The organism is Streptomyces sp. HUAS CB01 (assembly GCF_030406905.1).
Lineage (GTDB): Bacteria > Actinomycetota > Actinomycetes > Streptomycetales > Streptomycetaceae > Streptomyces > Streptomyces chengbuensis.
The window spans coordinates 6,285,037-6,310,349 of record NZ_CP129137.1; the positions used below are offsets into that span (position 1 = coordinate 6,285,037).

General features: G+C 75.1%; 23 protein-coding genes. 17 read left to right on the top strand and 6 right to left on the bottom strand.

Features of this window, described 5'->3' with window-relative positions:
• Positions 1-177: 177 nt before the first annotated feature.
• The 9 genes from QRN89_RS27645 to QRN89_RS27685 all read left to right on the top strand — a co-directional run bounded on the left by QRN89_RS27645 (position 178) and on the right by QRN89_RS27685 (position 12,139).
• Positions 178-1,743 (top strand): SDR family oxidoreductase, encoded by a 1,566-nt coding sequence (locus tag QRN89_RS27645; protein WP_290352113.1) that lies wholly within the window; start codon positions 178-180, stop codon positions 1,741-1,743.
• Between the two features lie 245 nt (positions 1,744-1,988).
• On the top strand, positions 1,989-3,371 hold the full coding sequence (locus QRN89_RS27650; protein WP_290352115.1) for a cryptochrome/photolyase family protein: 1,383 nt from the start codon (positions 1,989-1,991) through the stop codon (positions 3,369-3,371).
• Positions 3,372-3,471: 100 nt separating this feature from the next.
• Positions 3,472-3,945: a hypothetical protein gene (locus QRN89_RS27655; protein WP_290352117.1), complete on the top strand. Its 474-nt coding sequence runs from the start codon at positions 3,472-3,474 to the stop codon at positions 3,943-3,945.
• A 119-nt stretch (positions 3,946-4,064) separates the two neighbouring features.
• Positions 4,065-5,069 (top strand): MerR family transcriptional regulator, encoded by a 1,005-nt coding sequence (locus tag QRN89_RS27660; RefSeq protein WP_390701165.1) that lies wholly within the window; start codon positions 4,065-4,067, stop codon positions 5,067-5,069.
• 11 nt (positions 5,070-5,080) lie between these two features.
• Positions 5,081-6,607 carry a cryptochrome/photolyase family protein gene (locus tag QRN89_RS27665; protein ID WP_290352120.1) on the top strand — a complete coding sequence of 509 codons (1,527 nt, stop codon included), beginning with the start codon at positions 5,081-5,083 and terminating at the stop codon, positions 6,605-6,607.
• A 402-nt stretch (positions 6,608-7,009) separates the two neighbouring features.
• Positions 7,010-8,431 carry a polyprenyl synthetase family protein gene (locus QRN89_RS27670; protein WP_290352122.1) on the top strand — a complete coding sequence of 474 codons (1,422 nt, stop codon included), beginning with the start codon at positions 7,010-7,012 and terminating at the stop codon, positions 8,429-8,431.
• Positions 8,428-10,071, top strand: coding sequence for a phytoene desaturase (locus QRN89_RS27675; RefSeq protein WP_290352124.1), 1,644 nt, complete (start codon positions 8,428-8,430; stop codon positions 10,069-10,071). Before QRN89_RS27670 ends, QRN89_RS27675 begins: the two co-directional genes overlap by 4 nt.
• A complete protein-coding gene (locus QRN89_RS27680) occupies positions 10,068-11,084 on the top strand; it encodes a phytoene/squalene synthase family protein (RefSeq protein ID WP_290352126.1) in 1,017 nt (338 codons plus the stop codon). The genes QRN89_RS27675 and QRN89_RS27680 overlap by 4 nt, the downstream gene beginning before the upstream one ends.
• The gene (locus QRN89_RS27685; protein ID WP_290352127.1) at positions 11,081-12,139 is read left to right on the top strand and encodes a DUF5914 domain-containing protein; all 1,059 of its coding nucleotides are present in this window, start codon (positions 11,081-11,083) and stop codon (positions 12,137-12,139) included. The genes QRN89_RS27680 and QRN89_RS27685 overlap by 4 nt, the downstream gene beginning before the upstream one ends.
• Before the next feature lie 168 nt (positions 12,140-12,307).
• Here QRN89_RS27685 and QRN89_RS27690 read toward each other — a convergent pair whose 3' ends face one another.
• The 4 genes from QRN89_RS27690 to QRN89_RS27705 all read right to left on the bottom strand — a co-directional run bounded on the left by QRN89_RS27690 (position 12,308) and on the right by QRN89_RS27705 (position 16,927).
• Positions 12,308-13,945 (bottom strand): FAD-dependent oxidoreductase, encoded by a 1,638-nt coding sequence (locus QRN89_RS27690; RefSeq protein ID WP_290352128.1) that lies wholly within the window; start codon positions 13,943-13,945, stop codon positions 12,308-12,310.
• Between the two features lie 79 nt (positions 13,946-14,024).
• Positions 14,025-14,756, bottom strand: coding sequence for a methyltransferase domain-containing protein (locus tag QRN89_RS27695; RefSeq protein WP_290352129.1), 732 nt, complete (start codon positions 14,754-14,756; stop codon positions 14,025-14,027).
• Positions 14,757-14,842: 86 nt separating this feature from the next.
• Positions 14,843-16,066 carry a lycopene cyclase family protein gene (locus tag QRN89_RS27700; RefSeq protein ID WP_290353885.1) on the bottom strand — a complete coding sequence of 408 codons (1,224 nt, stop codon included), beginning with the start codon at positions 16,064-16,066 and terminating at the stop codon, positions 14,843-14,845.
• A gap of 156 nt (positions 16,067-16,222) precedes the next feature.
• Positions 16,223-16,927 carry an RNA polymerase sigma factor gene (locus tag QRN89_RS27705; protein ID WP_290352130.1) on the bottom strand — a complete coding sequence of 235 codons (705 nt, stop codon included), beginning with the start codon at positions 16,925-16,927 and terminating at the stop codon, positions 16,223-16,225.
• Between the two features lie 468 nt (positions 16,928-17,395).
• Here QRN89_RS27705 and QRN89_RS27710 point away from each other — a divergent pair, with 468 nt between their 5' ends.
• The 6 genes from QRN89_RS27710 to QRN89_RS27735 all read left to right on the top strand — a co-directional run bounded on the left by QRN89_RS27710 (position 17,396) and on the right by QRN89_RS27735 (position 22,834).
• Entirely contained in the window at positions 17,396-17,773 is a 378-nt protein-coding gene (locus QRN89_RS27710) for an anti-sigma factor (RefSeq protein ID WP_290352131.1), read from the top strand.
• A gap of 484 nt (positions 17,774-18,257) precedes the next feature.
• Complete coding sequence (locus QRN89_RS27715) at positions 18,258-19,460, top strand: PP2C family protein-serine/threonine phosphatase (RefSeq protein WP_290352132.1); 1,203 nt, start codon at positions 18,258-18,260, stop codon at positions 19,458-19,460.
• Entirely contained in the window at positions 19,457-21,169 is a 1,713-nt protein-coding gene (locus QRN89_RS27720; RefSeq protein WP_290352133.1) for a sensor histidine kinase, read from the top strand. The genes QRN89_RS27715 and QRN89_RS27720 overlap by 4 nt, the downstream gene beginning before the upstream one ends.
• On the top strand, positions 21,166-21,603 hold the full coding sequence (locus QRN89_RS27725; protein WP_290352134.1) for a response regulator: 438 nt from the start codon (positions 21,166-21,168) through the stop codon (positions 21,601-21,603). Before QRN89_RS27720 ends, QRN89_RS27725 begins: the two co-directional genes overlap by 4 nt.
• A 172-nt stretch (positions 21,604-21,775) precedes the next feature.
• The gene (locus QRN89_RS27730; RefSeq protein WP_290352135.1) at positions 21,776-22,282 is read left to right on the top strand and encodes a DUF6328 family protein; all 507 of its coding nucleotides are present in this window, start codon (positions 21,776-21,778) and stop codon (positions 22,280-22,282) included.
• A gap of 114 nt (positions 22,283-22,396) precedes the next feature.
• Positions 22,397-22,834: an ATP-binding protein gene (locus QRN89_RS27735; RefSeq protein WP_390701097.1), complete on the top strand. Its 438-nt coding sequence runs from the start codon at positions 22,397-22,399 to the stop codon at positions 22,832-22,834.
• Between the two features lie 82 nt (positions 22,835-22,916).
• On the opposite strand, the gene QRN89_RS27740 is transcribed toward QRN89_RS27735, so the two are convergent.
• On the bottom strand, positions 22,917-23,291 hold the full coding sequence (locus QRN89_RS27740) for an STAS domain-containing protein (RefSeq protein WP_290352136.1): 375 nt from the start codon (positions 23,289-23,291) through the stop codon (positions 22,917-22,919).
• A 246-nt stretch (positions 23,292-23,537) separates the two neighbouring features.
• Here QRN89_RS27740 and QRN89_RS27745 point away from each other — a divergent pair, with 246 nt between their 5' ends.
• Both QRN89_RS27745 and QRN89_RS27750 read left to right on the top strand, forming a co-directional pair.
• The gene (locus tag QRN89_RS27745; protein ID WP_093652039.1) at positions 23,538-23,708 is read left to right on the top strand and encodes a hydrophobic protein; all 171 of its coding nucleotides are present in this window, start codon (positions 23,538-23,540) and stop codon (positions 23,706-23,708) included.
• A 196-nt stretch (positions 23,709-23,904) separates the two neighbouring features.
• A complete protein-coding gene (locus QRN89_RS27750) occupies positions 23,905-24,084 on the top strand; it encodes a DUF8839 family protein (RefSeq protein WP_290352137.1) in 180 nt (59 codons plus the stop codon).
• 321 nt (positions 24,085-24,405) lie between these two features.
• On the opposite strand, the gene QRN89_RS27755 is transcribed toward QRN89_RS27750, so the two are convergent.
• Entirely contained in the window at positions 24,406-25,284 is an 879-nt protein-coding gene (locus QRN89_RS27755) for a SigB/SigF/SigG family RNA polymerase sigma factor (RefSeq protein ID WP_290352138.1), read from the bottom strand.
• Positions 25,285-25,313 lie beyond the last annotated feature (29 nt).

The following is a 25,313-nucleotide window of genomic DNA, read 5'->3' on the forward strand; positions in this document are numbered from 1 at the left end:
GGGACGCAGGCGGGGGTGGGTGGGGGCGCCACGGGTCCCGGCGCGGCAAGGCCGGGGTTCCGGACGGAGCCCCGTGCGCATCCGCCGTGCCTCCCCGAGCGGAAGCATCCCGCAGGGGGCAAGGTGACAGAGGGCGGGTCGGGGGAAGCGCCGCTCCCGCGGGAATCGGAGGTTTGCATGAGCGGACAGGTCGACGACCGGGACGGCGAGGGTCTGCGCTGTCTGGTGACCGGGGCGACCGGGTACGTCGGCGGCCGGCTGGTGCCCGAACTGCTGGACGCCGGATTCCGGGTCCGCTGCATGGCCCGCTCGCCGGAGAAGCTGCGCGACCACCCCTGGGCGGGACGGGTGGAGACCGTACGCGGCGACGTCACCGACCCGGACTCGCTCGACGACGCGCTGACCGGCGTCGACGTCGCCTACTACCTCGTGCACGGGCTGCGCTCCGGGGCGTCCTTCGAGGAGGCCGACCGCAGGGCGGCCCGCTCGTTCGCCGCACGAGCCGCCGAGGCGGGCGTGAGCCGCATCGTCTACCTGGGCGGACTGACGCCCGCGGACGTGCCCGCCCGCGAGCTCTCGCCGCATCTGCGCTCCCGCGCGGAGGTGGGCGAGATCTTCCTGCGTTCTCCCGTGCCCGCGACCGTGCTGCGCGCCGCGGTCGTCATCGGCTCCGGCTCCGCCTCCTTCGAGATGCTGCGCTACCTCACCGAACGGCTGCCCGTCATGGTCACCCCGAGCTGGGTGAACACCCGCGTCCAGCCGATCGCCGTCCGGGACGTCCTGCGCTACCTCGTGGGCAGCGCCCGGATGCCCGCGGACGTGAACCGGTCCTTCGACATCGGCGGGCCGGACGTGATGACGTACGAGCGGATGATGCGGCGCTACGCCGAGGTGGCCGGGCTGCCGCGGCGCCTCATCCTGGGCGTGCCGATGCTGACGCCGAGGCTGTCCAGTCTGTGGATCGGCCTGGTCACCCCCGTGCCGCCCGCCCTGGCCCGGCCCCTCGCCGAATCGCTGCGCCACGAGGTGGTGTGCCGCGAGCACGACATCGTCCGCTACGTTCCCGACCCGCCGGGCACCCCGATCGGCTTCGACCGCGCCCTGGAGCTGGCACTCCAGCGGGTGCGCGACGCGCGGGTCACCACCCGGTGGTCCTCCGCATCGCTGCCCGGCGCCCCGAGCGACCCGCTGCCCACGGACCCCGACTGGGCCGGCGGCAGCCTGTACACCGACCGGCGCGCACTGGACGTCGACGCCTCGCCGGAGGCGCTGTGGCGGGTCATCGAGGGGATCGGCGGCGACAACGGCTGGTACTCCTTCCCGCTCGCCTGGGCGGTACGGGGCTGGCTCGACCTGCTCGTCGGCGGTGTGGGGCTCCGCCGCGGCCGCCGGGACGCCGCACGGCTGAGAGTGGGGGACTCGCTGGACTTCTGGCGGGTCGAGGAGATCGAACCGGGGCGGATGCTGCGGCTGCGGGCCGAGATGCGGCTCCCGGGCCTCGCATGGCTGGAGATGCACGTCGAACGCGGCGAGCGGGGCCGCACCCGCTACCGGCAGCGGGCCCTGTTCCATCCGCGCGGACTCCTCGGGCACGTGTACTGGTGGTCCGTCTCCCCCTTCCACGCCGTCGTGTTCGGCGGCATGGCGCGCAACATCGCCCGGGCCGCGGCGAAGGCCGGCCCGGCGGGCCCCGGCGGGCCCGAGCCCGTGCCGGAGAGCCCCCCGTCCGCCCGTGCCCGCTGACCGGTCGCACGGCCCTCGCGGCGCGGGGCGTCCGGGTGCTCCGGACCTTCCCGCATCCGGTCGGCGCCTGTCACCGGAACAACGGGTGGGGAGCGTCCGACGGCCCGGCCCGGCGGGCCCCGCACCGGAGGGCCGGTCCGCGGCCGTCCGTGTCCCGTCCCGGCCGGAGGCACCCCGCCTCCGGGCGGCCGGTCGTCGCCCCGTCGCCCTCACCCCCACCATCCGCCGGCCATCCCTGGAGCCCCATGAACACCGCGGTCGTCCTGTTCACATCCGACCTGCGTCTGCACGACCATCCGCCGCTGCGCGCCGCGGTCGCGTCGGCGGAGCGGGTGGTGCCGCTGTTCGTCAGGGACGACGGCATCGAGGCCGCGGGATTCGCGCCCGCCAACCGGCGTGCGTTCCTCGCCGACTGCCTGACCGACCTCGACGAGGGACTGCGCGAGCGGGGCGGCCGGCTCGTCGTCCGCTCCGGTGACGTCGTCGAGGAGGTCCGCGCGGTCGCACAGGAGGCGGACGCCGACGAGGTGCACATGGCGGCCGGTGTCAGCGGCTACGCCCACGTCCGCGAGGACCGGCTGCGTACCGCCCTGGAGAAGGACGGCCGCACCCTGTGCGTCCACGACGCGGTCGTCACCGCTCTCGCCCCCGGGGCCGTCGTCCCGTCCGGCGGGGACCACTTCGCCGTCTTCACGCCGTACCACCGGCGCTGGTCGCAGCAGGAGATCCGGGGCGCGCTCGCGGCGCCGCGCACCGTCCGGGTGCCCGCGGGCATCCGTTCCGAGCCGGTGCCCTCCCGAGCGGACGCGGAGAAGGCCGGGGGCGTGTCGGAAGGGCTCGCCCCCGGGGGCGAACGGGAGGCCCGCAGGCGGCTGAACGCCTGGGAGCGAGGCGGTCTCTCCCGCTACGACGAGCGCCACGACGACCTCGCCGGCGACGCGACCTCCCGGCTCTCGCCGCATCTGCACTTCGGCACCCTTTCCGCGGCCGAGGCCGTCCACCGGGCCCGGGCGGTGGGCGGACCGGGCGCCGAGGCCTTCGTACGGCAGGTGTGCTGGCGCGACTTCCACCACCAGGTGCTCGCCGCCCGGCAGGACGCGGCCGCCGCCGACTACCGGCCCCGGCACGACCGCTGGCGCTCCGGGACGGACGCCGAGGCCGACATCGAGGCGTGGAAGAACGGCCGCACCGGCTACCCCGTGGTCGACGCCGCGATGCGCCAGCTCCGCCACGAGGGGTGGATGCACAACCGGGGCAGGCTGCTGGCCGCGAGCTTCCTCACCAAGACGCTGTACGTCGACTGGCGTGTGGGCGCCCGGTACTTCCTGGAGCTGCTGGTCGACGGCGACCTCGCGAACAACCAGCTCAACTGGCAGTGGGTGGCGGGCACCGGCACGGACACCCGGCCGAACCGGGTCCTCAACCCCGTCCGCCAGGCCCGTCGTTACGACCCGGACGGCACCTATGTGCGCCGCTGGGTGCCGGAACTGGAGGACGTCGACGGCTCCGCGGTGCACGAGCCGTGGAAGCTCCCCGACGCCGCCCGCGCCCGGCTGGACTACCCCGGCCCGATCGTGGCGCTCGGCGACGGACTGGCGCGGTTCAAGGAGGGCCGCGGCACCGGCTGAGAACGGATCCCCTCCCGGGGCCGCCCACGAAACACCGAGGACACCCCGGATGCCCCGGACCCCCTGGACACCCCCGGACCAGCCGAGGAAGGTGACGGCGATGAAGACGCCCCGAAGGACGTACCCCGACGTGATCGTCGCGGGCGCCGCGGCCGCCGCTCCCAGCCGCACCCCGGGCCCGAGTCCGTCGGTGCCGGGCGCGGTCGTCCCGGGCCCGAGTCCGTCGGTGCCGGGCGCGGTCGTCCCGGGCCCGAGTCCGTCGGTGCCGGGCGCGGTCGCCCCGGGCCCGAGTCCGTCGGTGTTCGGCGGCGACGCCCCCGGTCGTGGCGGGTCGCCGCGCGGGGCGCGGTCCGAGGTCCACGGGACGGGCACCGGCGGCCGGGAACTCGTCGCGGCCCGCACCGTGCGGGGCGCCCTCCCGGCCATGGACCCGCCGTCGCAGCTGAACCGGTCCACGGTGACTCCACGACGGCTGCCCGTCCGCGGCGGCCACCGGGCCACGGGCACCGTCCGGGGCGCTCCGGCCTCCGGGACCCGGGCGGCCCGGGTCGGGCTCGCCGGGCGGGCGCGGTGAACGGCCGCCGGGACGGCGGACGGCCCGCCACGGCGGGGCGCCGCACCCGGGCCGGACACGATCGTCGTGCCGGTGACGACGACGTCCACGCGGTCGAGGGGGTACGGCTGCGCCGTACCATGGGCCGGGTGAAGGCCGACAGCCGCTCGGAGGGCCCGGCAGAGGACGGCGTCACCGCCGCGCTCAGCACCGGCGCGGTCGCCCGCAGGCTCGGCGTCGCGCCCACGACCCTCCGTTCCTGGGAGCGGCGCTACGCGATCGGCCCCGCCACCCGCGAGGACGGCCGCCACCGGCGCTGGACCCCCGAGGACATCGCCCGGCTCGAGGAGATGTGCCGGCTCACCGCCCAGGGCGTCCCGCCCGCCGAGGCCGCACGCGCGGCGATGAGCACCCCCGGTCCGAGCCTGCGCCGCGAAACGGCCGGACGGACCACGGAGGAGACCGCCCCCGCCTCCCGCGCGCCCGGCGGACCCAACGCCCTGCCCCTCGGGGACGTACGCCAGGAATGCCGGGGCCTGGCCCGCGCGGCCGTCCGGCTCGACGCCCCCGCCGTCGACGCCCTGCTGGACGCCGTGCTCGCCGAGCACGGTCTCGTCACCGCCTGGGAAGAGGTCATCGCCCCGACCCTGCACGCCGTCGGGCGCAAATGGGCGACGTCCGGCGAGCGTTACGTCGAGGTCGAGCACCTGCTGTCCTGGCACGTGTCGTCCGCACTGCGCCGGGTACGGCCCGCCGTGGAACGATCCGACGCGCCGCCCGTGCTGCTCGCCTGTGTCCCCGGCGAGCAGCACAGCCTCCCCGTCGAGGCCCTGGCCGCCGCGCTCGGCGAACGCGGCCTGCCCGCCCGGATGTTCGGCCCCGCGCTGCCGGCGGACGCGCTCCACGAGGCCGTGCGCCGTCTCGGCCCCGCCGCCGTGGTCCTCTGGGCGCAGTCCCGGTCGACCGCCGACCGTTCGCTCGTGCGGATCGTCTCCGGCGTCCACTGGGGCGTGAAGGGCGCGCGGAAGCGCACCTCCGTCCTCCTCGCCGGACCCGGCTGGGCGGGCGCCGCCTACCCGGGGACGCTGCGGCTGCACGGCCTGGGGTCGGCGGTGGACGTCGTCGAGGCCCTGTTCAAAGGCTGACCGGAGCACCCATGTCCCCTCGTGCGTCCCGTACTTCCCGTCCCCACCTGATCTTCGGGGACCAGCTCGGCCCCCGCTTCGTCGAGCCCGGCGCGGACGGGCCCGACGAGGACGCGCCGGTCGTCATGATCGAGTCCCGCGCCGTGTTCCGCCGGCGGAGCTTCCACCGCGCCAAGGCCCATCTCGTGCTCTCGGCCATGCGGCACCGTGCCGCCGCACTCGGCGACCGGGTCCGGTACGTGAAGGCCGGCACCTACCGGGAGGGCCTGGCCCGCGCCACGGGCGGCGCCCGTACGACGGTCCGCCACCCGACCTCCCACGCGGCCGCCCGGTTCGTCGCCGCTCTGCCGGACGTCGACGTCCTGCCCCCACGCGGCTTCCTCGTGCCACGCGAGGACTTCGCCGCCTGGGCCGCGGAACGGCACGGCGGCGCCCTGCGGCTGGAGGACTTCTACCGGTGGGTGCGTCGGCGGCACGACCTGCTGATGGACGGCGGTGAACCGGCGGGCGACCGCTGGAACTTCGACACCGACAACCGCGAACCGCCCCCGCGGGACAGGCCGACCCTCGGCGCCCCGGCGCCGTGGACGGCGCGGGAGGACGAGATCGACGAAGAGGTACGGCGCGACCTGGACGCCTGGGAGCGTTCCGGAGAGGTCTCCTTCACCGGCCGCGACGGCCCCCGGCTCTTCCCCGCCTCCCGCGCCGAGGCCCTGGCCGCCCTCGACCGGTTCGCCGAGCACCGGCTGGCCGGTTTCGGCAGGTACGAGGACGCCGTCCTCGCCGACGACCCCTGGATGAGCCACAGCCTGCTGTCCGCCCCGCTCAACCTGGGACTCCTCGACCCCGCCGAGTGCGTGGGACGAGCCGAAGCGGCCTGGCGCGAGGGCAGGGTGCCCCTGGCGTCGGCCGAGGGGTTCGTCCGCCAGATCGCCGGCTGGCGCGAGTACGTCTGGCACCTCTACTGGCACTTCGGCGAGGACTACCGTCGCCGCAACGTGCTGCGCCACCGCAGGTCACTGCCGGACTGGTTCGCCGGGCTGGACGCGGACGCGGTCACCGCACGCTGTCTGTCCACCGTGCTCGCCCAGGTCAGGGACACCGGCTGGACCCACCACATCCCGCGGCTGATGGTCCTCGGCAGCCGCGCCCTGCAGGACGGCTGGGACCCGGCCCAGGTCACCGACTGGTTCCACCGCAACTTCGTCGACGGCTACGACTGGGTCATGCTCCCCAACGTCGTCGGCATGTCCCAGTACGCCGACGGCGGGCTCATGACCACCAAGCCGTACACCTCGGGCGGTGCCTACATCAACCGGATGAGCGATCTGTGCGGCGGGTGCCCCTACCGGCCCGCCGACCGCGTCGGCGACCGGGCCTGTCCGTACACCGCGGGCTACTGGGCGTTCCTCCACCGGCACCGGGAGCGGCTGTCGCACAACCCCCGCATGGCCCGGCCCGTCGCCGGCCTCGACCGGCTCACGGACCTCCCCGAACTGCTGGAACAGCGGCGCGGGCGTCGGCGGTCGGCGCCCTGAGCGGCCGCGGGCCGGCGCCCTGCGTCGCGGAGTGAGCGGCTTCGGCCGACGTGGGACCGGGGGCCGCTGCGGGGCGACCGACGTGCCGTCGCGGGCGCGGTGAGGCGGCGCGCGAGAGGGCGCGGCGGATGCGGCCGGGACGTGCGGCGGAAGGCGCAGTGAGGCGGACGCGCGGCGGGACGGCCCGTGGCGTCGGCGGCGAATGGGGCAATCGGGCGCCCGTCCGCCCGTGTGCTGCCGTCGATCGCACCGTGCGCGTGGTCGACTGATCGGCACCCGACGCCTGCGGACGCCGCCGGACCCCACGGGCCGCCCGCGGCGCGCGGCGCGCCGCAGACGCATCCGAACGCCGCCCCTCCGGGGAAGGACGGGTGACAGCAGCCGACCGACGCGGAGGACCGCATGCACCGATCCGGGGCAACCGCACCGACCCCGACCGTGCCGAACCTCGGGACGGACCCGGACCCCGACACGACCGTGCCCTTCTCCGAGCGGCCGGACGCCGGCCCGGCCGTGGTGGTGGGCGCCGGGGACCCCGTGGCGGTGGACGCCGAGGTCCCCGCCCTGGTCGACGCCGACGTACCCGCCGCGGTGGGACGGGAGCTGGAGCGCCTGCTGGGGGAGCGGGTGGCGGGCGCCGCCGCGCTCGACGGCGTGTTCGCGGCCGATGTGGCCGCGCCCGTCGCCCGGTTCACCCTGGGCGGGGGGAGGCGGATGCGCTCCCGGTTCCTGTGGTGGGCGATGCGGGCCTGCGGGGGAGCGGAGCGGGAAACGCCCGCGGCGCTCCGCACGGCCGCGGCGCTCGAGCTGATCCAGACCTGCGCCCTCGTCCACGACGACGTGATGGACGGCTCTTCGCGCCGCAGGGGCGGGCCGTCGTTCCACGCCCGGCTGGTTGCCCGGTACCCCGGTACCGCGTCCCCGGGCGCCGCGGCGGCCCCCTTCGCCACCTCTGCCGCGGTCCTGGCCGGAGACCTCGCCCTGGCCTGGGCCGACGACATCGTCGCCGCGACGGACTTCGGCGGCGCCGCCGCGCGGTACGGGGTGCTGGAGAACTGGCGGGCCATGCGCACCGAGATGGTGGCGGGCCAGTACCTGGACCTCCACGGCCAGGCGACCGGCTCCCGTTCCGCCGCCCGGGCGATCCGCACCGCCTGCCTCAAGACCGCGCTGTACACGGTCGCGAGGCCCCTGGCCCTCGGCGCGGCGATCGCGGGCGCCGACCCGCGGACGGTCCTCGACCTGTGCGCGGCGGGCCGGTGCGCCGGTACCGCCTTCCAGCTCCGCGACGACATCGAGGGCGTGTTCGGCGACCCCCTCGTCACCGGCAAGCCGTCGGGCGACGACATACGCTCGGGAAAGCTCACGTACCTCGTCGCGGTCGCCCTCGCCCGGGCCGAGTCCCGCCCGGACCGCGCCGCCCTGTCGGTCCTCGAAAGCTCCCTCGGGAACGCGGACCTGACGGAGGACCGGCTGCTGCGCGTGCGCGAGGTCCTCAGGGACACCGGTGCCCTGGCGGCCGCGGAGGAGCGGATCGAACGGCTCCGCGCCGCCGGTGAACGCCGGCTGGACGCGGCCGCCCTGGAGCCGGCCCCGGCACTCCGGCTGCGGGCGCTGCTCGCCGCGGTCGCCGCCCCCACGGGCCCGGCCCGTGCGGTGTCCGCCGCACCCGAGGCAGCTCCACCCGCCGTCGGGCCCGCCGCCTCCGCACAGGCCTCGGCGGCCACGCATCCCGCGCACGCGGTGTCGCGGCCCGTCCGCCCGGCCGCCGGTCCGGCCCCGCGGCGGCCGTTGGGCGCGACCGCAGACAGGAGCAGCCGATGAGGACCGTCAGGGGCCGCACGGACCACGTCGTGGTGGTGGGAGCCGGGCTCGCCGGCCTGTCCGCCGCCCTGCACCTCCTCGGCGCCGGGCGCGCCGTCACCGTCGTCGAGCGCGACATGCTGCCCGGTGGCCGGGCGGGCCGGATCGAACGGGGAGGCTACCGCTTCGACACCGGCCCGACCGTCGTCACCATGCCCGAGCTCCTCGCCGACGCCTTCGCGGCGGTCGGCGACACGCTTCAGGAGCGGCTGGAACTCGTCCCCCTGCATCCCGCCTACCGGGCCGGGTTCGCCGACGGCAGCGTCCTGGACGTGCACACCCGCCCCGAGGCCATGGAGGCGGAGATCGAGCGCTTCGCCGGGGCGCGCGAGGCGGTCGGCTACCGGCGCCTGCGCGGCTGGCTGGAGAAGCTGTACCGGGCGCAGATGGGGCGGTTCATCGACGCCAACTTCGACTCGCCGCTGCAACTTCTCACCCCCGACCTCGCCCGTCTCGCCGCGCTCGGCGGCTTCGGCCGGCTCGACGCCGGGATCGGCCGCTTCGTCCACGACGAACGGCTGCGCCGGGTCTTCTCGTTCCAGTCGCTGTACGCCGGCGTCGCCCCGTCCCGGGCCCTCGCCGCCTACGCGGTCATCGCCTACATGGACACGGTCGCCGGGGTCCATTTCCCGAAGGGCGGAGTGCACGCCGTGCCGCGCGCCATGGCCGCCGCCGCGACCGACGCGGGCGGGACCCTCCTCTACGGGCGCACCGTCACACGGCTGGAGCGCACCGGCGACCGCGTCACCGCCGTCGTGACCGACCGTGAGCGGCTGCCCTGCGACGCCGTCGTGCTCACCCCCGACCTTCCCGTCACCTACCGGCTCCTCGGGCGCAGCCCGCGGCGGCCACGCGCACTGCGCCACTCGCCGTCCGCCGTCGTCCTGCACACCGGCACCGACCGCACCTGGCCCGGACTGGCGCACCACACCCTCTCGTTCGGCGCCGCCTGGAAGAGCACCTTCCGCGAACTGACGCGCACCGGGCGCCTCATGACGGACCCGTCCCTCCTCATCACCCGGCCCACCGCCACCGACCCGGCCCTCGCGCCGCCGGGGCGCCACGTCCACTACATCCTGGCGCCCTGCCCGAACACCGACATCGGTCCGGGGGCGGCGGACTGGCAGGACCTCGCCCCCCGCTACCGGGCCGCCCTGCTCGCCGAGCTCGACCGCCGCGGCCTCACCGGCATCGCAGCGGCCATCGAGGAGGAGTGCCTGGTCACGCCCGCCGACTGGGCCCGGCAGGGGCATGCGGCCGGCACGCCGTTCTCCGTGGCGCACACCTTCGCCCAGACCGGCCCGTTCCGGCCGCGCAACCTCGTGAACGGTACGGAGAACGCCGTCATCGCGGGCTGCGGCACCACACCCGGAGTCGGCGTGCCCACCGTCCTGATCTCCGGGAAGCTCGCGGCCGCCCGCATCACCGGAGCCCACCGGCCCGCCACGGGAGCCCGTCGGCCCGCCGCCACGGAAGCGCACCGTCCGCACGCGGCGGCTGACGACGCCCGCCGGGACACCGGTGGCCACGGAGCCGGCCCGTCACGGCCCGGCTCGGCCCCGTCCGACACCCTCCGCACTCCGAAAGGCGGGACCGCATGACGCGCCGGGAACTCGACGCCGCCGGCATCACCGACCCCGCACTGCGCGCCGCCTACACCGCATGCCGCCGGCTCAACGCCCGCCACGGCAGGACGTACTTCCTCGCCACCCGGCTGCTCCCCGTCGAGCGGCGCCCCGCGGTCCACGCGCTGTACGGCTTCGCCCGCTGGGCCGACGACATCGTGGACGACCTCGACAGCGACGCCACCACCGCCGAACGCGCGACCGCGCTGCACCGGCTGTCCGAACGCCTCGACACCGGGCTGCGCCTCGGCCACAGCCCGGAACCCGTCGTCCACGCCCTCGCGCACACCGCCCGCCGCTACGGCATCGACCACCGCCACTTCACCGACTTCCTCGCGTCGATGCGGAGCGACCTGGAGGTGACGGACTACGCCGACTACGGCGAACTGCGCCGCTACATGCACGGTTCCGCCGCCGTGATCGGGCTGCAGATGCTGCCCGTCCTCGGCACCGTCGTCCCCCGTGAGGAGGCCGCTCCGCACGCAGCCGCACTCGGAGTCGCCTTCCAGCTGACCAACTTCCTGCGGGACGTCGGCGAGGACCTCGACCGCGGACGCGTCTACCTCCCCGCCGATCTGCTCGCCGCCCACGGCGTGGACCGGGGCCTGCTGCTCTGGAGCCGCGCCACGGGCCGCCCCGACCCCCGCATCACCGAGGCCCTCAGGGCCGCGGCCCGGCTCACCCGGGGCGTGTACCGGGAGGCCGCGCCCGGACTGGCCATGCTGGACCCGGTGTCGAGGCCGTGCATCCGCACCGCGTTCGTCCTGTACGGCGGGATCCTGGAGGCGATCGCCGACGACGGCTACGCGTGCGTGCACCGCCGCGCCGTCGTCCCGCCGGCCCGCCGGGCGGCGGTCGCCCTCGACGGGTTCGTCAGGGTGGCCGCCGCCCGGCTCGCCGCAGCGCGCCTTCGGGACGCGCCGGCCCGGCCCGAACGGGCCCACCGGCACGGCACGTTCGCACCGACCGTGGAGGAGACGACCGTATGACGCGCCGCACCACGCCCGGCACCGGCCCGGGCCGCGGACGCCGGCTCCTGCGGCTGCGCCGCTCCTCCGTCGCGTGGGAACGTCAGCGCCCCACCTGGCGCGACGCCCGGCCGGCCCTGATCGACAGCGCGCTCAAGCGCGCTCTCGCCCGCCCGTCGGGGAATTGGTACGTCCTCGGCGACGCCCGCGCCGTCCGCCCGGGCGCCCCCTTCGGCAGGACCGTCGCCGGGGTCGAGGTGGTCGCCTGGAGGGACGCCGCGGGACGGCTCCTCGCCGGGCCGGGCGCGTGCCCCCACCTCGGTGCGCCCCTGCGCGACAGCCGCGTGCGCTGCGGCACGCTCGTCTGCCACTGGCACGGACTGGCCCTGGAGGGCGTGCCGTTCGCGGGATGGGAGCCGTTCCCGGCGTACGACGACGGTGTGCTCGCATGGGTCCGGCTGGACGAGGCCGGCGGCGAGGAGCCGCTGGACCGGCCGGTGCTGCCGGTACGGCCGAGGCCGGCGGCGTCGGTGGCCGCCGTGTACACCGGCACGGGCGTCTGCGAGCCGGAGGACGTGGTGGCGAACCGGCTCGACCCCTGGCACGGGGCCTGGTTCCACCCGTACTCGTTCGTCGACCTCACGGTCGTCGACGCCCCCGAGACTCCCCCCGAGTCCTCGGGCGGTGCCGACGCCGGCACGGCGGGTGGGGCCGACGCGTTCACGGTCGAGGTGTCGTTCAAGGTGGCGGGGCGGGTCGTCGTGCCGGTCACCGCCGTCTTCACGGCACCCGAACCCCGCACGGTGGTCATGCACATCACCGGCGGTGAAGGGGAGGGATCCGTCGTCGAGACCCATGCGACGCCGCTCGGACCCGACCCCCTCGGCAGGCCGCGCACGGCGGTCGTCGAGGCGGTGGTGGCCGTCTCCGACCGCCCCGGCTTCGCCGCTGCCCGCGCCGCCGCCCCCGCCCTGCGCCCGCTGATGCGCGCCGCGGCCGCCCGCCTCTGGCGCGACGACCTGGCCTACGCGGAACGCCGCTGGCACCTGCGGAGCACGGGCCGCTTCCCGGGCTGAGGGACGGGGCCGGGTCGGGTCCGTCCCGAAAGGCCGGCGTGGGGGCGCGGTCCCGCACGCCGGCCCGCCTCCCACCCGGCCGTCCGCACCTCGCCGTCTCCACTTCGCCGCCCCCACGGCCCCCAGCCGCGGCCCCCACCCCGCCGTCCCCCGCCTCCACCACGCCGTTCAGTCGTGAGCCGCCAGCCTCACCAGCCCCCGCAGCAGCGCCGATCGGCCCTTCGCCGGGACGGTGCGCAGGGGCTCTCCGCGGACGCCCCAGCGGGCGAGGAGGGCGTTGGCCGCCAGGAAGCCGCTTGTGGCGGCGCGCTCCATCAGGGCGACCGGAAGATTCGTGCGGACCAGGTCCCCTGCCACCATCAGGGCGGGATCGGGGGTGCGGACGGTCGGGCGGGCCTCATGGCCGCCGACGGGGAACAGCGGGCAGTCGTCACGCCACTCGTGCCGCTCGTCGACGATCCCGGCTCCGCGGGTCTCCGGGTACACCCGGTGCAGTTGCTCCAGCAGCCGGTCCCGGACGGCCGCCCGGCCGTCGTCGGTGCGGGCCGCGTAGGCGTGCAGCTCCACCACGGAACCGCCCGTCCGCAGCGTCCACCGGTGCGCCTCCCCCTCCCAGCGGTCGAGCACGCTGATGTTGTCCAGGTCGCCGTAGCCGCTCGTACCGAGGAATCCGGGCCGGTCCGCGGCCACGGGCCGGTCCAGCCAGAAGCGGGACACCAGGAACGGGGGCGCGGTGCGCAGCGCCGCGACGCGCGCCCGCCACTCGGCGGTGCCCAGCCCCGGAGACGCCCCGACCACCTGCTTCAGCCCCGCCGTGTCCAGCGCGAGCACCACCGCGTCGTGCGTGGCGGTGCCGTCCGTCGCGGTCACCGTGAGCCGCCCGTCGCGCGCGGGTTCGACCGAGTCGACCGGTGTCGCCGTACGGATCGTGGCGCCGTGGCGGTGGAGGTACTCCGCCAGCGGCTCCCACAGCGCCTGCGGGAACGGCTCCCGGGGCACGTCGAACAGCAGACCCTCGCTGGAGCCGAGGAAGTAGATGTGGAACATCAGGGCCAGTTCCGCCGCCGACAGTTCCCGCGGATCGGCGAAGAAGCTGCGGGAGAACACCTCGAAGGCGAGGTGCTGCGCGGCCTCGGGGAAACGGATCCGCGCCAGGAAGTCCGCCGCGCTCACCGAGTCGAGCCGCTCGTAGACCCGGGGCACGCGCACGTCCAGCAGGGGCAGCGCGGCTCCGGGGTCCATCCGCAGCAGGCCGCGCCAGTCGAACGACGGGCTGAGCGCGACGAAGCCCAGCGCGCTGAGCGGAGGGGTCCGCGGCACCCGCGCGAAGCTGTCGAGCATGCCGCCGCTGTGCCGCAGCGGATAGTCCGGCAGCGGGGTGAGCGCGTGCAGTCCCGGGTCAGTCCGCCGCAACAGCGCGCGCAGGTTGTAGTACTGGCGGAAGAAGGCGTGGAAGCCGCGGCTCATGGTGGCGACGGAACCGTCGGCCAGTTCCACGGGCCAGCCGGCGAGCCGGCCGCCCAGTCCGTAGTCGCGTTCGTAGAGCGTGACGTCGACGCCCCGCTCCGCCAGGGCGGTTGCCGCCGCGAGACCGGCGATGCCGCCGCCGACGACACCGACGTGCGGGGCGGGCCCCTCCACCCGCGACCGGCCAGGGCGGGCGGGCAGGACGCATGAGCGCCGGTCCCGGCCGTGGGCGACCGGGCCGCCCGTGCCGTCGTCACCGCCGGAGCCCGCCCGGGTCCGGCCGTGTCCCCCGCCGTCCACGCGCGCTCCTCGGCCGCCGGGTCCTGCCGTGCTGTTCATGCGTCCACCCCGTCCGCGGCCCGCGGTCCTGCCGTGCTGTCCACGCGCGCTCCTCGGCCGCCGGGTCCTGATGCGCCGTTCACGCGCACTCCTCGTCCGCCGCGGCCGGTACCCGCGCCACGAACGTGTGCGTGATGCCCGTGTGCCAGCCGGGCAGCGGCAGGACCCGGACCCCCTCGAAGCCCGCCCTCTCCATCCGTGCCGCGAACACGTCCGCCGTGTCGAAGTCGACGACGCTGCGCCACAGGTGCTCGTACAGCGAGCCGTCCCCCGAACGCCGGGCGACGGGCAGGACCAGCCCACGGCACACCGCCGTCCAGACGGCGCGGTGCGCGGGCCGGCCGCTGAGCGTGTACTCGTGGACGGCGATGCGCCCGCCCGGTGCCAGCAGACCGCGTACCCCGGCCAGCACCTCGTCCGGGTCGGAGACGTTGCGGAACAGGTAGGCGGCGAGCACGGCGTCGAAGGGCCCCGTCACACCGGCTCCGGCGAGGCCCTCGGCGCTGGCGTGGACGAAGGAGACGCCCGGGGGCCAGGACTTGCGCCGCGCCCGGGCGAGCATCCCCGCCGACGCGTCCACCGCCGTGATCTCCGCGTACGGGGCGGCCGAGAGCAGCGCGGCGGTCGACGCCCCCGTACCGCAGCCCAGGTCCAGCAGCCGGCTGCCGAAGCCTCCGTCCGGAAGCCCGAGCCGCCGGGCGGATCGCCGGAGCTGCCGGTGGTAGCCGGGGTTGGCCGCGACCAGGCGGTCGTAGGACCGTGCGGCGTGATCGAACGCCGCCGACAGATCGGCGTCGTGCAGCAGGGACATGAGCGGCTCCTCGACGGGCGGACGGCGTACGGCGTACGGGGCAGCGGACGTGCGGGCGGCGAACGGCGGAAACGGGGCGACACGCCCTAGCGGTCAGGGCGTCTGCGCCGATCGGGCACCGGCGGGCGACGGGGGAGCGCGGGCAGCTCGAGCACGGTCCTGAGCATCGGCCCGACAGGGGTGCGCAGCCCGATCAGGACGTCCTCCCACCAGCGGGTGCCGCCGTCGAGGAAGCGCAGCAGCCGGTGCGTCGGCACGTCGCGGAACAGCCCGGTGAAGAACGCGGCCCCGTCCACCCGCCCGGCGTCCAGGGCACGCAGCAGCACCGCGTCCATGAACCGCGAGCGCGTGGGATACGGCGCGGGGACCAGCGGGGTGCGGCCCCGCGCCAGCGCGTCGGCCACGGCCCGGGTGTGGCGCTGGGCCGCGGCGAAGGTGTAGCCGGTCGAGGGCCGGGTCGCCCCTCCCGCCGCACCGATGGGGAACACCGACCGGCCCGTCCGGCGCGGAAAGCGCGCGTCGGTCATCGGGATCACGCCCTGCTCGGTGGCGGTGACGCGGAACGGGCCGAGTTCCAGCACGTCCTCGGCGTAGTGGCGCAGGGCCCGTTCGTACGCGGCGGTGCCGAGGACCGACGGGGAGAACTCCGTGTACTCCACCAGGGCCTCCCTCGGTCCGAGCGGCAGGACGTAGCCGAACGACAGCCCCCGGCCGGGCTGCGGCGTACGGAAGTCCATGAGGTCCGCGACGCCGGCGTCGAACCGCGGGCGCCCGGTGCGCACGAACCAGCCGCGGAAGTGCTGGAGCAGAGTGGTCCGGGCGGGTCGCGGCCGCCGCGGCGGCCGCGAGTCGAACGCCCAGCGGGCTCGCAGCCGGAACTCAGCGCCGGTGCCGTCCCGTCCGCGCACCTCGGCGCCGCCCCCGGGCAGGTCCCGCAGGCGGTCGACGACGGCCTCGTACCGCAGACAGCCGGACCGGGACAGGAGAGCGCCGGTCCGCTCCTCGAAGTGCGCCGAGCGGATCATCTTGTAGCGCAGGGGCGCGGGCCGGACCGTCACCGCCGTGCCGTCCGGCGCGGTGACCCGCAGCCGGTCCCAGCTCGCCGCGAGGACGTCGTCGTACTCGCCGTCGGGCTCCTCCCAGAAGCACCAGGTGCGCGGGGGCGGGCGCAGCGGGCCCGCCGGCGCGTCGACCAGTGCGACGGAGGGGCGCGGACCGGGTCCCGTCTGCGTCCCGGGTGCGGTGAGCCGGCGGGCCAGGGACAGCCCCGCCGCACCGGCACCGACGATGACGACGTCCACGTCGTGCACGGTGGTCCCTCCCACGGCGGTAACGGCACGGTGGCCGTCCCGGGGGAGGGAAGGCCATGACGCTGATGCTTCCGCGTAAGACCCGCCGGCGGATGCAGTCACCCGGGGTGTGTCGTGGACCTCCGGCGCGCCGGGGGCGTCGGCCGGGTGCCCGCCTCACCCCGTCGTCGCGAGGGAGCGGCGCAGGGTGAGCAGGGCGCGGCGCATGTGGCTCTTGACGGTGCCGAGGGGGAGTCCGGTCCGTTCGGCGATCTGCGTCTGGGTGAGGTCGGCGTAGAAGGCGAGCCGTACCACGTGCTGCTGGGCGGAGGGCAGGTCCTGCAGGGCGCGCAGGACGAGCACCCGGTCGACGGCCTGCTCGGGACCGCCGCCGGCGGCGGGCGGCGGCGCGGGGGTGAGGAAGGACCCCGCGGCGGCGACGAGTTCGGCGCGCCGGCTGCGGGCGGCGAGGGCGTCGGCCACCTTGTGGCGGGTGATGCCGACCAGCCAGCCCGGCAGGCCACCGCGCCCCGGCCGGTAGCCGCGGCGTCCGCGCCAGGCGGCGAGGAAGACCTGCTGGGTCACGTCCTCGGCCTCGCGTTCGTCCCCCAGGGTCCGCCGGGCGAGCGTGTACACGAGGGAGCCCCAGCGGCGGTAGACGACCTCGAGCGAACCCTCGTCGCCCGCGACGAAGCCCGCCGCCAGTGCGGCGTCGTCACGCGCGTCGCCGGGACCCGGTCCTGGCGCGGGGCGCGGGTCGCCGGGGCGGGTTGTCGCGGGCGGGCGGTGGTCGCCGGGACGGGCTCCCGGCGTGGTGCGCGGGTCGCGGGGCCCGCCTGCCGCGGGCGGGCGGTGGGGCCTCGCGGATCCGACAAGGACCATGATCTCGGCTCCTCGTGCCGGGCCGTCGGCCCGGTGCTGTTCCGGACACGCAGCCCGCTCCCTGGGCCGGAGCGGGCCTGCCGTGCCTGGGCGCCTCGGTGCGCCGCAGCACGGTCAGACTCGTGCCGCGCCGCCGCCCGGACAACTTGCACCGTTTCTGCGTCGTAAAACGAGCCCCTCCGCGCCCTCCGCCGCGGGGCGTTCCGGCCGCCCCCCTGCCCCCGCCTCCCCGCCCGCAGGACCCGTCCGGCCCGCATCCGGTCGCCGCCCTCTGCCGGAAACAGTGAGGGGTCATGGACGACCCCGCCGCGTCGAGCCGACAACGACTGGATGTTTCATGGCGAAACGAAATGAATCCTCCTCTGTGGAGACGCTTGCGCAGCCGCTGGTGCTGCAGCGGCGCGGTGCGGGGAGTACGCCCCGCGCCCCGGGGTGCCTGCGGCGCACGCGCACGCTGACCGGTGACCGGTGACGGGGCATCTGGATCCGGTGGACCTGGCCGAACTCGCCCTGGGAGGCGGCGCGCTCGACGAGGTGCCCCCGCGCGTGCGGAAGCACCTGCGCGCGTGCGGCGCCTGCCGCAATGAACTCGACTCGCTGCGCCGCCTCGTACGGGCCGTGCGCTCGGCGACCCCGTCGGATCTGGTCGGACCGCCTCCGCCCGGGGTGTGGACCCGCCTCGCGCGCGAGGCGGGCGTCGGGCGGCGTGCCGTACCGGAAGGCGACGGGCCGGTCCGCCGGGAACGCCCGCGTCGGCCGGCGCTCCTGCTCGCCGCCGCCGTCCTGGCGGCGGTGGCGTGGGGAGGTGCCGCCGTACGGTGCCGCCGTCGTCGCCGGGAGCCGTGACGAGCCGTGGTCCCCGTGGCGCGGTGAGACAAGGCCCACTCCGTTCCCGGGCATGGACCGCGCGGCGTCGCGGCGGGGCCGGCCCCGGGGGGTGACCTCCGCCACCTTTCCGGAGCCGTGGCGTCCGCGCCTCCGGGTGGAATCCGGTGCGCTCCTGGCGCCGGACCGCAGGCCGCAGCCGGGACAGGGCCGCTGCGTCGCCGCACCGCCCCTCCGGCGCAGGGGGCCCGGCAGCGGTCCGCCGCCGCCGTCCTGCGAGGGTGAATGGACAAGATCCACGCGCCGTTTGACCTGATGGGGCCGGTACGGTCGAGCAGGAGCCGCGCGAGTGCAATTATTCGCGAGCGGCAAGTATTCTGCTTGCGCCCCACGGCCCGCGTGCGGCCGAGGGGAGGGGAGGTCGGCTGTGAGGAGCCCTGTCGGTGGGCAAGGTCCGGAGGTGCCGGGGCCGAGGGCGTCGGTCACTCAGGTGCCTCTGGCCCGGGTGTCACCGGCCGACCTCGCGCCCGGCGGCGATTCCTGCCTGACGGTCCTGCTCGTCGAGGACGACGACGGCGACGCGCTCCTGGTCGAGGAGACCCTCCGGGACAGCGGCCTGGTGGTCCGGCTCACCCGCGCCCGTTCCCTGGCCGAGGCGCGGCGGGAGCTGAGAGGGGAGCACGGCTCTCCCGCCCAGTGCGTCCTGCTCGATCTGCACCTGCCCGACGCCCAGGGCCTGGACGTCGTCGGCCAGGTGCTCGCCGAGTCGCCCCGCGCGGCCGTCGTCGTGCTGACGGGCCTGGCCGAGGAGGGCGTGGGGCTCTCCGCCGTCGCGGCCGGTGCCCAGGACTACCTGATCAAGGGCGTCTTCGAGCCCACCGTGCTGGCCCGCTCGGTGAGGTACGCCGTACAGCGCCGTCAGATCGAGCAGGCGGCGATGGCCCTGGAGGCCAGCCGGATGCGCGCCCAGGAGAACGCCAGGCTCGAACGGGGCCTGCTGCCCTCGCCGCTGCTGCACGGAGCCGGGGTGCAGGTCGTGTCCCGGTACGAACCCAGCAGGTCCCTCGGCCTTCTCAGCGGCGACTTCTACGACGTCGTCGAGGCGGCGGACGGCACGGTCCACGCCGTCATCGGCGACGTCTCCGGCCACGGCCCCGACGAGGCCGCGCTCGGCGTGTGCCTCCGCGTCGCCTGGCGCTCCTTCACCCTCGCCGGTGTCACCGGCACCGGTGTGTGCGAGCTCATGCAGAAGGTCCTCGTCGCGGAGCGCACCGGCGCGGAGATCTTCGCCACGGTCACGACCGTCGAACTGCCCCCCGGCATGACGAAGGCGAAGATCGTCCGCGCCGGTCATCCGCCGCTGCTGCTGCGTGACCCCGGGGGCGTACGGCTCGTGGAGACCGCCGTCGGCCCGGCGCTCGGTCTGCTGCCCGACGGCCTCTGCCACTGGCGGGAGGACCATCTGGACCTGCCGGCCGCCGGGGGCCTGGCCCTGTTCACCGACGGCCTCTTCGAAGGGCGCGTCAGCGCCGACGGCCGGCGGCTCGGCGAGGACGGCCTGCTCGCCCTCGCCGCCCGCTACACCGGCCGCCCCGCCGAGGAGTTCGTGACCGCCGTGATCTCGGAGACGCGGACCCTCTCGGCCGATCACGGGGGCCACAGCGACGACGTCGCCCTCCTCCACCTCGAATGGAACGAGCAGAAGTGACCAGCCACGAAGAACCGGGCGCCCGGACCGGCGCGCCGCCCGCGCAGCCTCGGCGCACCGTGCTGACCGTCCCGATCTGGCTGGGCATCGTCCTGGCCGCCATCCTGGTCGTGGTGACGGGCTTCGCCGTGGTGGGCGCGCAGTTGCTCGCGCAGACCGCCGCCGAGTCCGACGACCTCGTCGACCGCATCCAGCCCGCCCGTGTGGACGCCTACCGGCTGCAGAAGGCGCTCCTCGACCAGGAGACCGGGATGCGCGGTTTCGTCCTCAGCCGGGACCCCCGCTGGCTGGAGCCCTACACGCAGGGCCTGAAGGAGGAGGAGTCCGCCGAACGGGCCCTGCGCGAGGCCCTGGCCGGGGACCCCGCGCTGCTCGCCGCCGTCTCCGGTGCCGAGGAGACGGCCGAGAGCTGGCGGACCGGCCATGCCGAACCGCTCGTGGAACGGGCCCGCCGGGGAGCCCTGCCCTCGTCCGCGACGACGGAACTGCAGTCGAGCAAGGTCGCCTTCGACCGGCTGCGTGAGCGGTTCGACGACCTGAACGAGACCCTGACCGCCGAACGGTCCAGAGCCAGGGCGGAGATGCACCGCACCCGCACCGGCCACAACTGGTCCCTCACCGGCATGCTGGCCGCCTTCGTGGTGTTCGCCGCGCTGCTGGTGGTCGTGCTCCACCGGGCCGTCGGAAGGCCGCTCGGCGGGCTGCGCACGGCGGCCCAGCGGGTTGCCGACGGCGACTTCGAGCACCGCATCGAGCCCGGCGGGCCCGCGGAGACCCGTCACCTCGCCGCGGCCGTCGAGGCGATGCGCGTCCGTGTCCTCGACGCCCTCAGGGCCTCGCAGCAGCGCGAGGAACTCCTCGCCCAGCGCACAGCGGTCCTCGACGAGCAGGCGCTGGAACTGCGTCGCTCCAACGCCGAGCTGGAGCAGTTCGCCTACGTCGCCTCGCACGACCTGCAGGAGCCGCTCCGCAAGGTGGCCTCGTTCTGCCAGCTGCTGGAGAAGCGGTACGGCGACCAGCTCGACGACCGGGCCAAGCAGTACATCGACTTCGCCGTCGACGGCGCCAAGCGCATGCAGGTCCTGATCAACGATCTGCTGACGTACTCCCGGGTGGGACGCCTCAACGACGCCCGAGACACCGTCGGCATGGACTCCGCACTGGACGGGGCACTGGCCAATCTCGGCACGTCCGTGGAGGAGGCGGGTGCCGTCGTCGAGCGCCCCGACGACCTCCCCACCACCACCGGCGACCCGATGCTGCTCACGATGCTGTGGCAGAACCTGATCGGCAACGCGGTGAAGTTCCGTGCCCCGGACCGCACGCCGGTCATCCGGATCACCGTCGAGCCGGAGACCGACGGCGAGGTTCCGGCCTGGCACTACCGCGTCGACGACAACGGCATCGGCATCCCGGAGGAGTTCGCGGAGAAGGTCTTCGTCATCTTCCAGCGGCTCCACGGCCGGGACGTCTACACCGGCACGGGCATAGGCCTGGCCCTCTGCAAGAAGATCGTGGAACACCACGGCGGCCGGATCTGGATCGACACCGAGCGGACCGAGGGGACCCGGATCCACTTCACCCTGCCCGCCGTCCCCGTGGAGGAACCCCCGGCGGAGCCCGGGTCCCCGGACACGGGGACGGAGTCCCCCGGAGCCGGTACGTTCCCCGTCGGCCGCGCGCCCCTCACCACTGGAGATCACGTATGAACGCCACCAAGCCCATCGAGGTCCTCCTCGTCGAGGACGACCCGGGCGACGAGCTGATGACCCGCGAGGCGTTCGAGGACAACAAGATCGGCAACACGCTGCACGTGGTGCGCGACGGCGAGGAGGCCCTGGACTTCCTCTACCGCCGGGGCGCCCACCAGGACGCCCCGCGCCCCGACCTGATCCTCCTCGACCTCAACCTGCCCAAGTACGACGGACGGCAGGTGCTCGAGCGCATCAAGGCCGACGCGGAGCTCACCCACATCCCCGTGGTGGTCCTGACGACGTCCGCGGCGGAGGAGGACATCCTGCGCAGCTACCGGCTCCACGCGAGCGCCTACGTCACCAAGCCGGTGGACCTGGAGCAGTTCATCGCCGCGATCCGGAAGATCGACGACTTCTTCGTCACCGTCGTGCGGCTGCCCCGCCCCTGACGGGCGACCGCAGGTCACGCGGTCCCGGGCTCACGGGCCCGGCGGGCTGCGCGGCATTGCACGGAAGTCGCGGGCCCGAGGATTCCCCAGGCGAACCGGGGGCAAACGGGTGGCTGGCGAAAGTCACCCGAAAGGTGCGCGACGGTGCGCACCGTGCCGCGAAGGAGCGCCCATGAACCCCGGACAGTCGACCGCCGACGCAGACCGCACCGAAGGCAGACGGGAGACCGAGGAGGAACGCGCCGACCGCCGCTGGCAGGAGCTCATCCAGGAGATACGCGTCACCCAGACCGGGGTGCAGATCCTCTTCGGCTTCCTCCTCACGGTGGTCTTCACGCCCCACTTCCAGCGCCTGGGGCAGACCGACAAGACGATCTACCTCATCACCGTCGTCCTGGGGGCTCTCGCGACCGGGGCGCTCATCGGGCCCGTCGCCCTGCACCGGATCGTGTCCGGCCGCCGCATCAAGCCGCAGGCCGTCGTCTGGGCGTCGAGGCTGACGTTCACCGGGATCGTCCTGCTGCTCGCCACGCTCACCTCCGCGCTGTTCCTCATTCTGAGGGCCGCCACGCACGACGCGTTCGTCCCCTGGGTGGTCTCCGGGGTGCTGGCCTGGTACCTGCTGTGCTGGTTCGCCCTGCCGTTCTGGGCCCGAAGGCGTCATACGTCCCAGGGCTGACCCGCCGGACGCACCTCCTTGCGTTTTCGGTCCCGCAGGGAGGTGCCGTCGCGCGGATTCGGGGTAGGAGAGCGCCGACCCAGGGACGGCAGGGACGAACGGGACGACCAGCAGATGAGTTCGAGTGTGATCGGGACGGGCCACGGCGCCGCCGCGGCATGGGCCGGAAACGCGTGGGCGGGTGCCGTCTACGACGGCGGCCCGGGGAGCATCGCCGAGGCCCGTCGTTTCAGCGCGCAGTTCCTGGTGGACAGGCACGGCTTCGACCCGGCTTCCGAGGCGGTGGGTGCCGTCCAGCTGATCGTGTCGGAGCTGGTGACCAACGCGTGCAAGTACGCCCACGGGCCGTGCGCCCTCGATCTGGAGCGGATTCCGTCGGGCGTCGAGATCACCGTGTGGGACAGCAGCACGGCCCTGCCCCTCGCGCGGGCCGCGGACCCGGGCCGCGTGGGCCAGCACGGTCTGGAGATCGTCCTGGCACTGTGCGAGGGCTTCACCGTCCAGCGCGAGCCGGTCGGCAAGCGCATCACGGTGCGCGTCTCCTGCACCTGACCGCGTCGGCGCCTGGTGTCCGCCGGCTCCGACCGCTTCGTGCGGTCTCCGCGGTCGCGATCGCCGTTCGGCACCGGGCGCCTCAGGGGCGGGGCACCGCGTCCAGGCCGTCCCTGACGTCGAGGACCTGGTCGGCTCCCGTGATCTCCAGCAGCCGGCGCAGCTGGGGCTGCGGTCTCGCGACGCACAGGTCCGCGTTCTGATGGACGCGCAGCAGCAGGTTGAGAAAGGCCGAGTCGCCGAAGGTGACACCGGAGACGTCCAGGATCACCTTGGAGTGCTCCGTGGAGGCCGAGGTGAGCGCGTCGTCCAGAGGCGGAAGGCTGGTCAGGTCCAGATCACCGCGGGCGGCGATCACCCAGGCCCCTCCGGCCGCGTACTGGACGCCCACCGGTCCCTCTCCGTCCTGCCCGCCCCCGCCGTTGATGCGGGACTGGTCCTCGCTGCTCGCGTCCATGGGGGCGAGTATGCCCGTCCCCGCACCGCTCCGGTAGTCACGGGCCCGCCGTGCGGGCGGATCCAGCCGGACGGGTCGCTCCGTTCGGTGGCACGCCGGTCCGGCCGCACCGCCCGTGGAATCCAACCCACGGTGCCCGCACGCTTTTCCGGGCGCCCTCCGGGCAAAAGGACCCCTGGAAAAGGGAAATGGCACCTGCGTGTGCGGTGAATTCCCGGGTAAGCGGATTCCGGGAGGTTGACAACAATGGTTCCTTTGCTGCTCGTTCTACTGCTCGCCCTGCTTCTCTTCGGTGCGGGCTTCGCACTCAAGGCACTCTGGTGGATCGCGGTGATCGTGCTGGTGGTGTGGCTGCTCGGCTTCGTGATCCGCCCGGCGGCGGCCGGCGGCCGCCGCGGTCGCTGGTACCGCTGGTAGCCGTCACGCGCGTCGTACGCGTGAAAATCGGGGCCCCGACGCTCGGTCGGGGCCCCGATGGCTTTTCCGTGTGCGACGCGCGGGACCGCGCGCCGTCCCCGGGTCTTCTTTCCGTACCCCTCCCCTTAACGGTCTTGAGCCGGGGAATCCGGAATGGGCACGGGATTTCCGTGAACGGGAAAAGGGGTGAACGGGCATGGTCGGTAAAGTCGTCGAGTCGTTCCCTGCCGGTGGCCCGCGCGGCTCGTGGCCCGCGGAGGAATGCGCCGCCCGCCGACGTGAGCAAGGCATGTCCGCCACGGTGGTCATGGACCTGGAAGGCGACGCGTTCCTCGTCGTCGAGCCCCCGGAGCCCCCGGAGCGCGGCCGGGGCTGAGGGCGGCACGGTCCCGGCGCGGCGGGGTGGGCCGGAGGAGGCCGGGGCACCGCCCGCGCCGGGACGGCACACGCTCCGGGCGGGGCGGGACTCGGGCGGAGCGGGTGGGCCGGAGAGGCGGGGCACCGCGCGGCACGGTCCGGACGGACTCCGGCGTGGGGCGGCCGCCACCGCACCGGACGTCGGTCCGCGTACGGGAGGGACGCGCCCCATCCGCCCGGCGTTCGCCGCTCCCGCACCCACGCCGACGGCGGTGGCCCCCCGCACCCTTGCCGGGCTGGGGGGCCACCGCCGATCGTGACTCGTGCGGGCGCCGGCGGTTCAGCCGGTGCCGGTTTCCAGCAGGCCGGCGCGGAGCCGCTTGATGATACGGGTCAGCAGCCGCGAGACATGCATCTGGGAGATGCCCAGTTGCTCGCCGATCTGGGCCTGCGTGAGCTCCTCGACGAAGCGGAGGTGCAGGATCCGGCGGTCGCGGTCCTCGAGCTCGGCGACCAGGGGAGCGAGGGAGTGGAAGTCCTCGATGAGTTCGAGCGCCGCCTCCTCCTCGCCGATGAAGTCGGCCAGGGCCGCCTCGCTGTCCTGTGCGGTGTCGCCCGTGAGCGCGGCGTCCAGGGAGGCGGAGTTGTAGGCGTTGGAGGCCTTGCGGGCCTCGATGACGTCCGCCTCCGGCAGGGACATCAGCTCGGAGAGCTCCCTCACCGTGGGGGTCCGCCCCAGCCGGCTCCGCAGTTCCTCGGTGGCCTTGGCCAGCTCGACGCGGGCCTCCTGCAGCCGGCGGGGGACGTGCACGGCCCAGCTGGTGTCCCGGAAGAAGCGCTTGATCTCGCCGACGATGCAGGGCACGGCGAAGGTGGTGAACTCCACCTCGCGGGACAGGTCGAAGCGGTCGATGGCCTTGATCAGACCGATCGTGCCGACCTGGACGATGTCCTCCATCTCGTCCGCGCCCCGGCTGCGGAAGCGACCCGCCGCGTACCGGACCAGCGACAGGTTCATCTCGATGAGGGTGTTGCGCACGTACTGGTACTCGTGCGTGCCCTCCTCGAGCTGCTCCAGCCGGGCGAAGAACTGGCGGGAGAGGTCGCGTGCGTCCTGGGGGGCCACCTTGGACGGGTCCGCGATGGGCGCGATCCCGAGCGCGCCGAGTCCCGAAGTCGTCCCCGGTGCCGCGGTTGTCACTGCGGTCACGGCTGCCATGCCATCCACCCCTGTCGTCCGTATCTCCA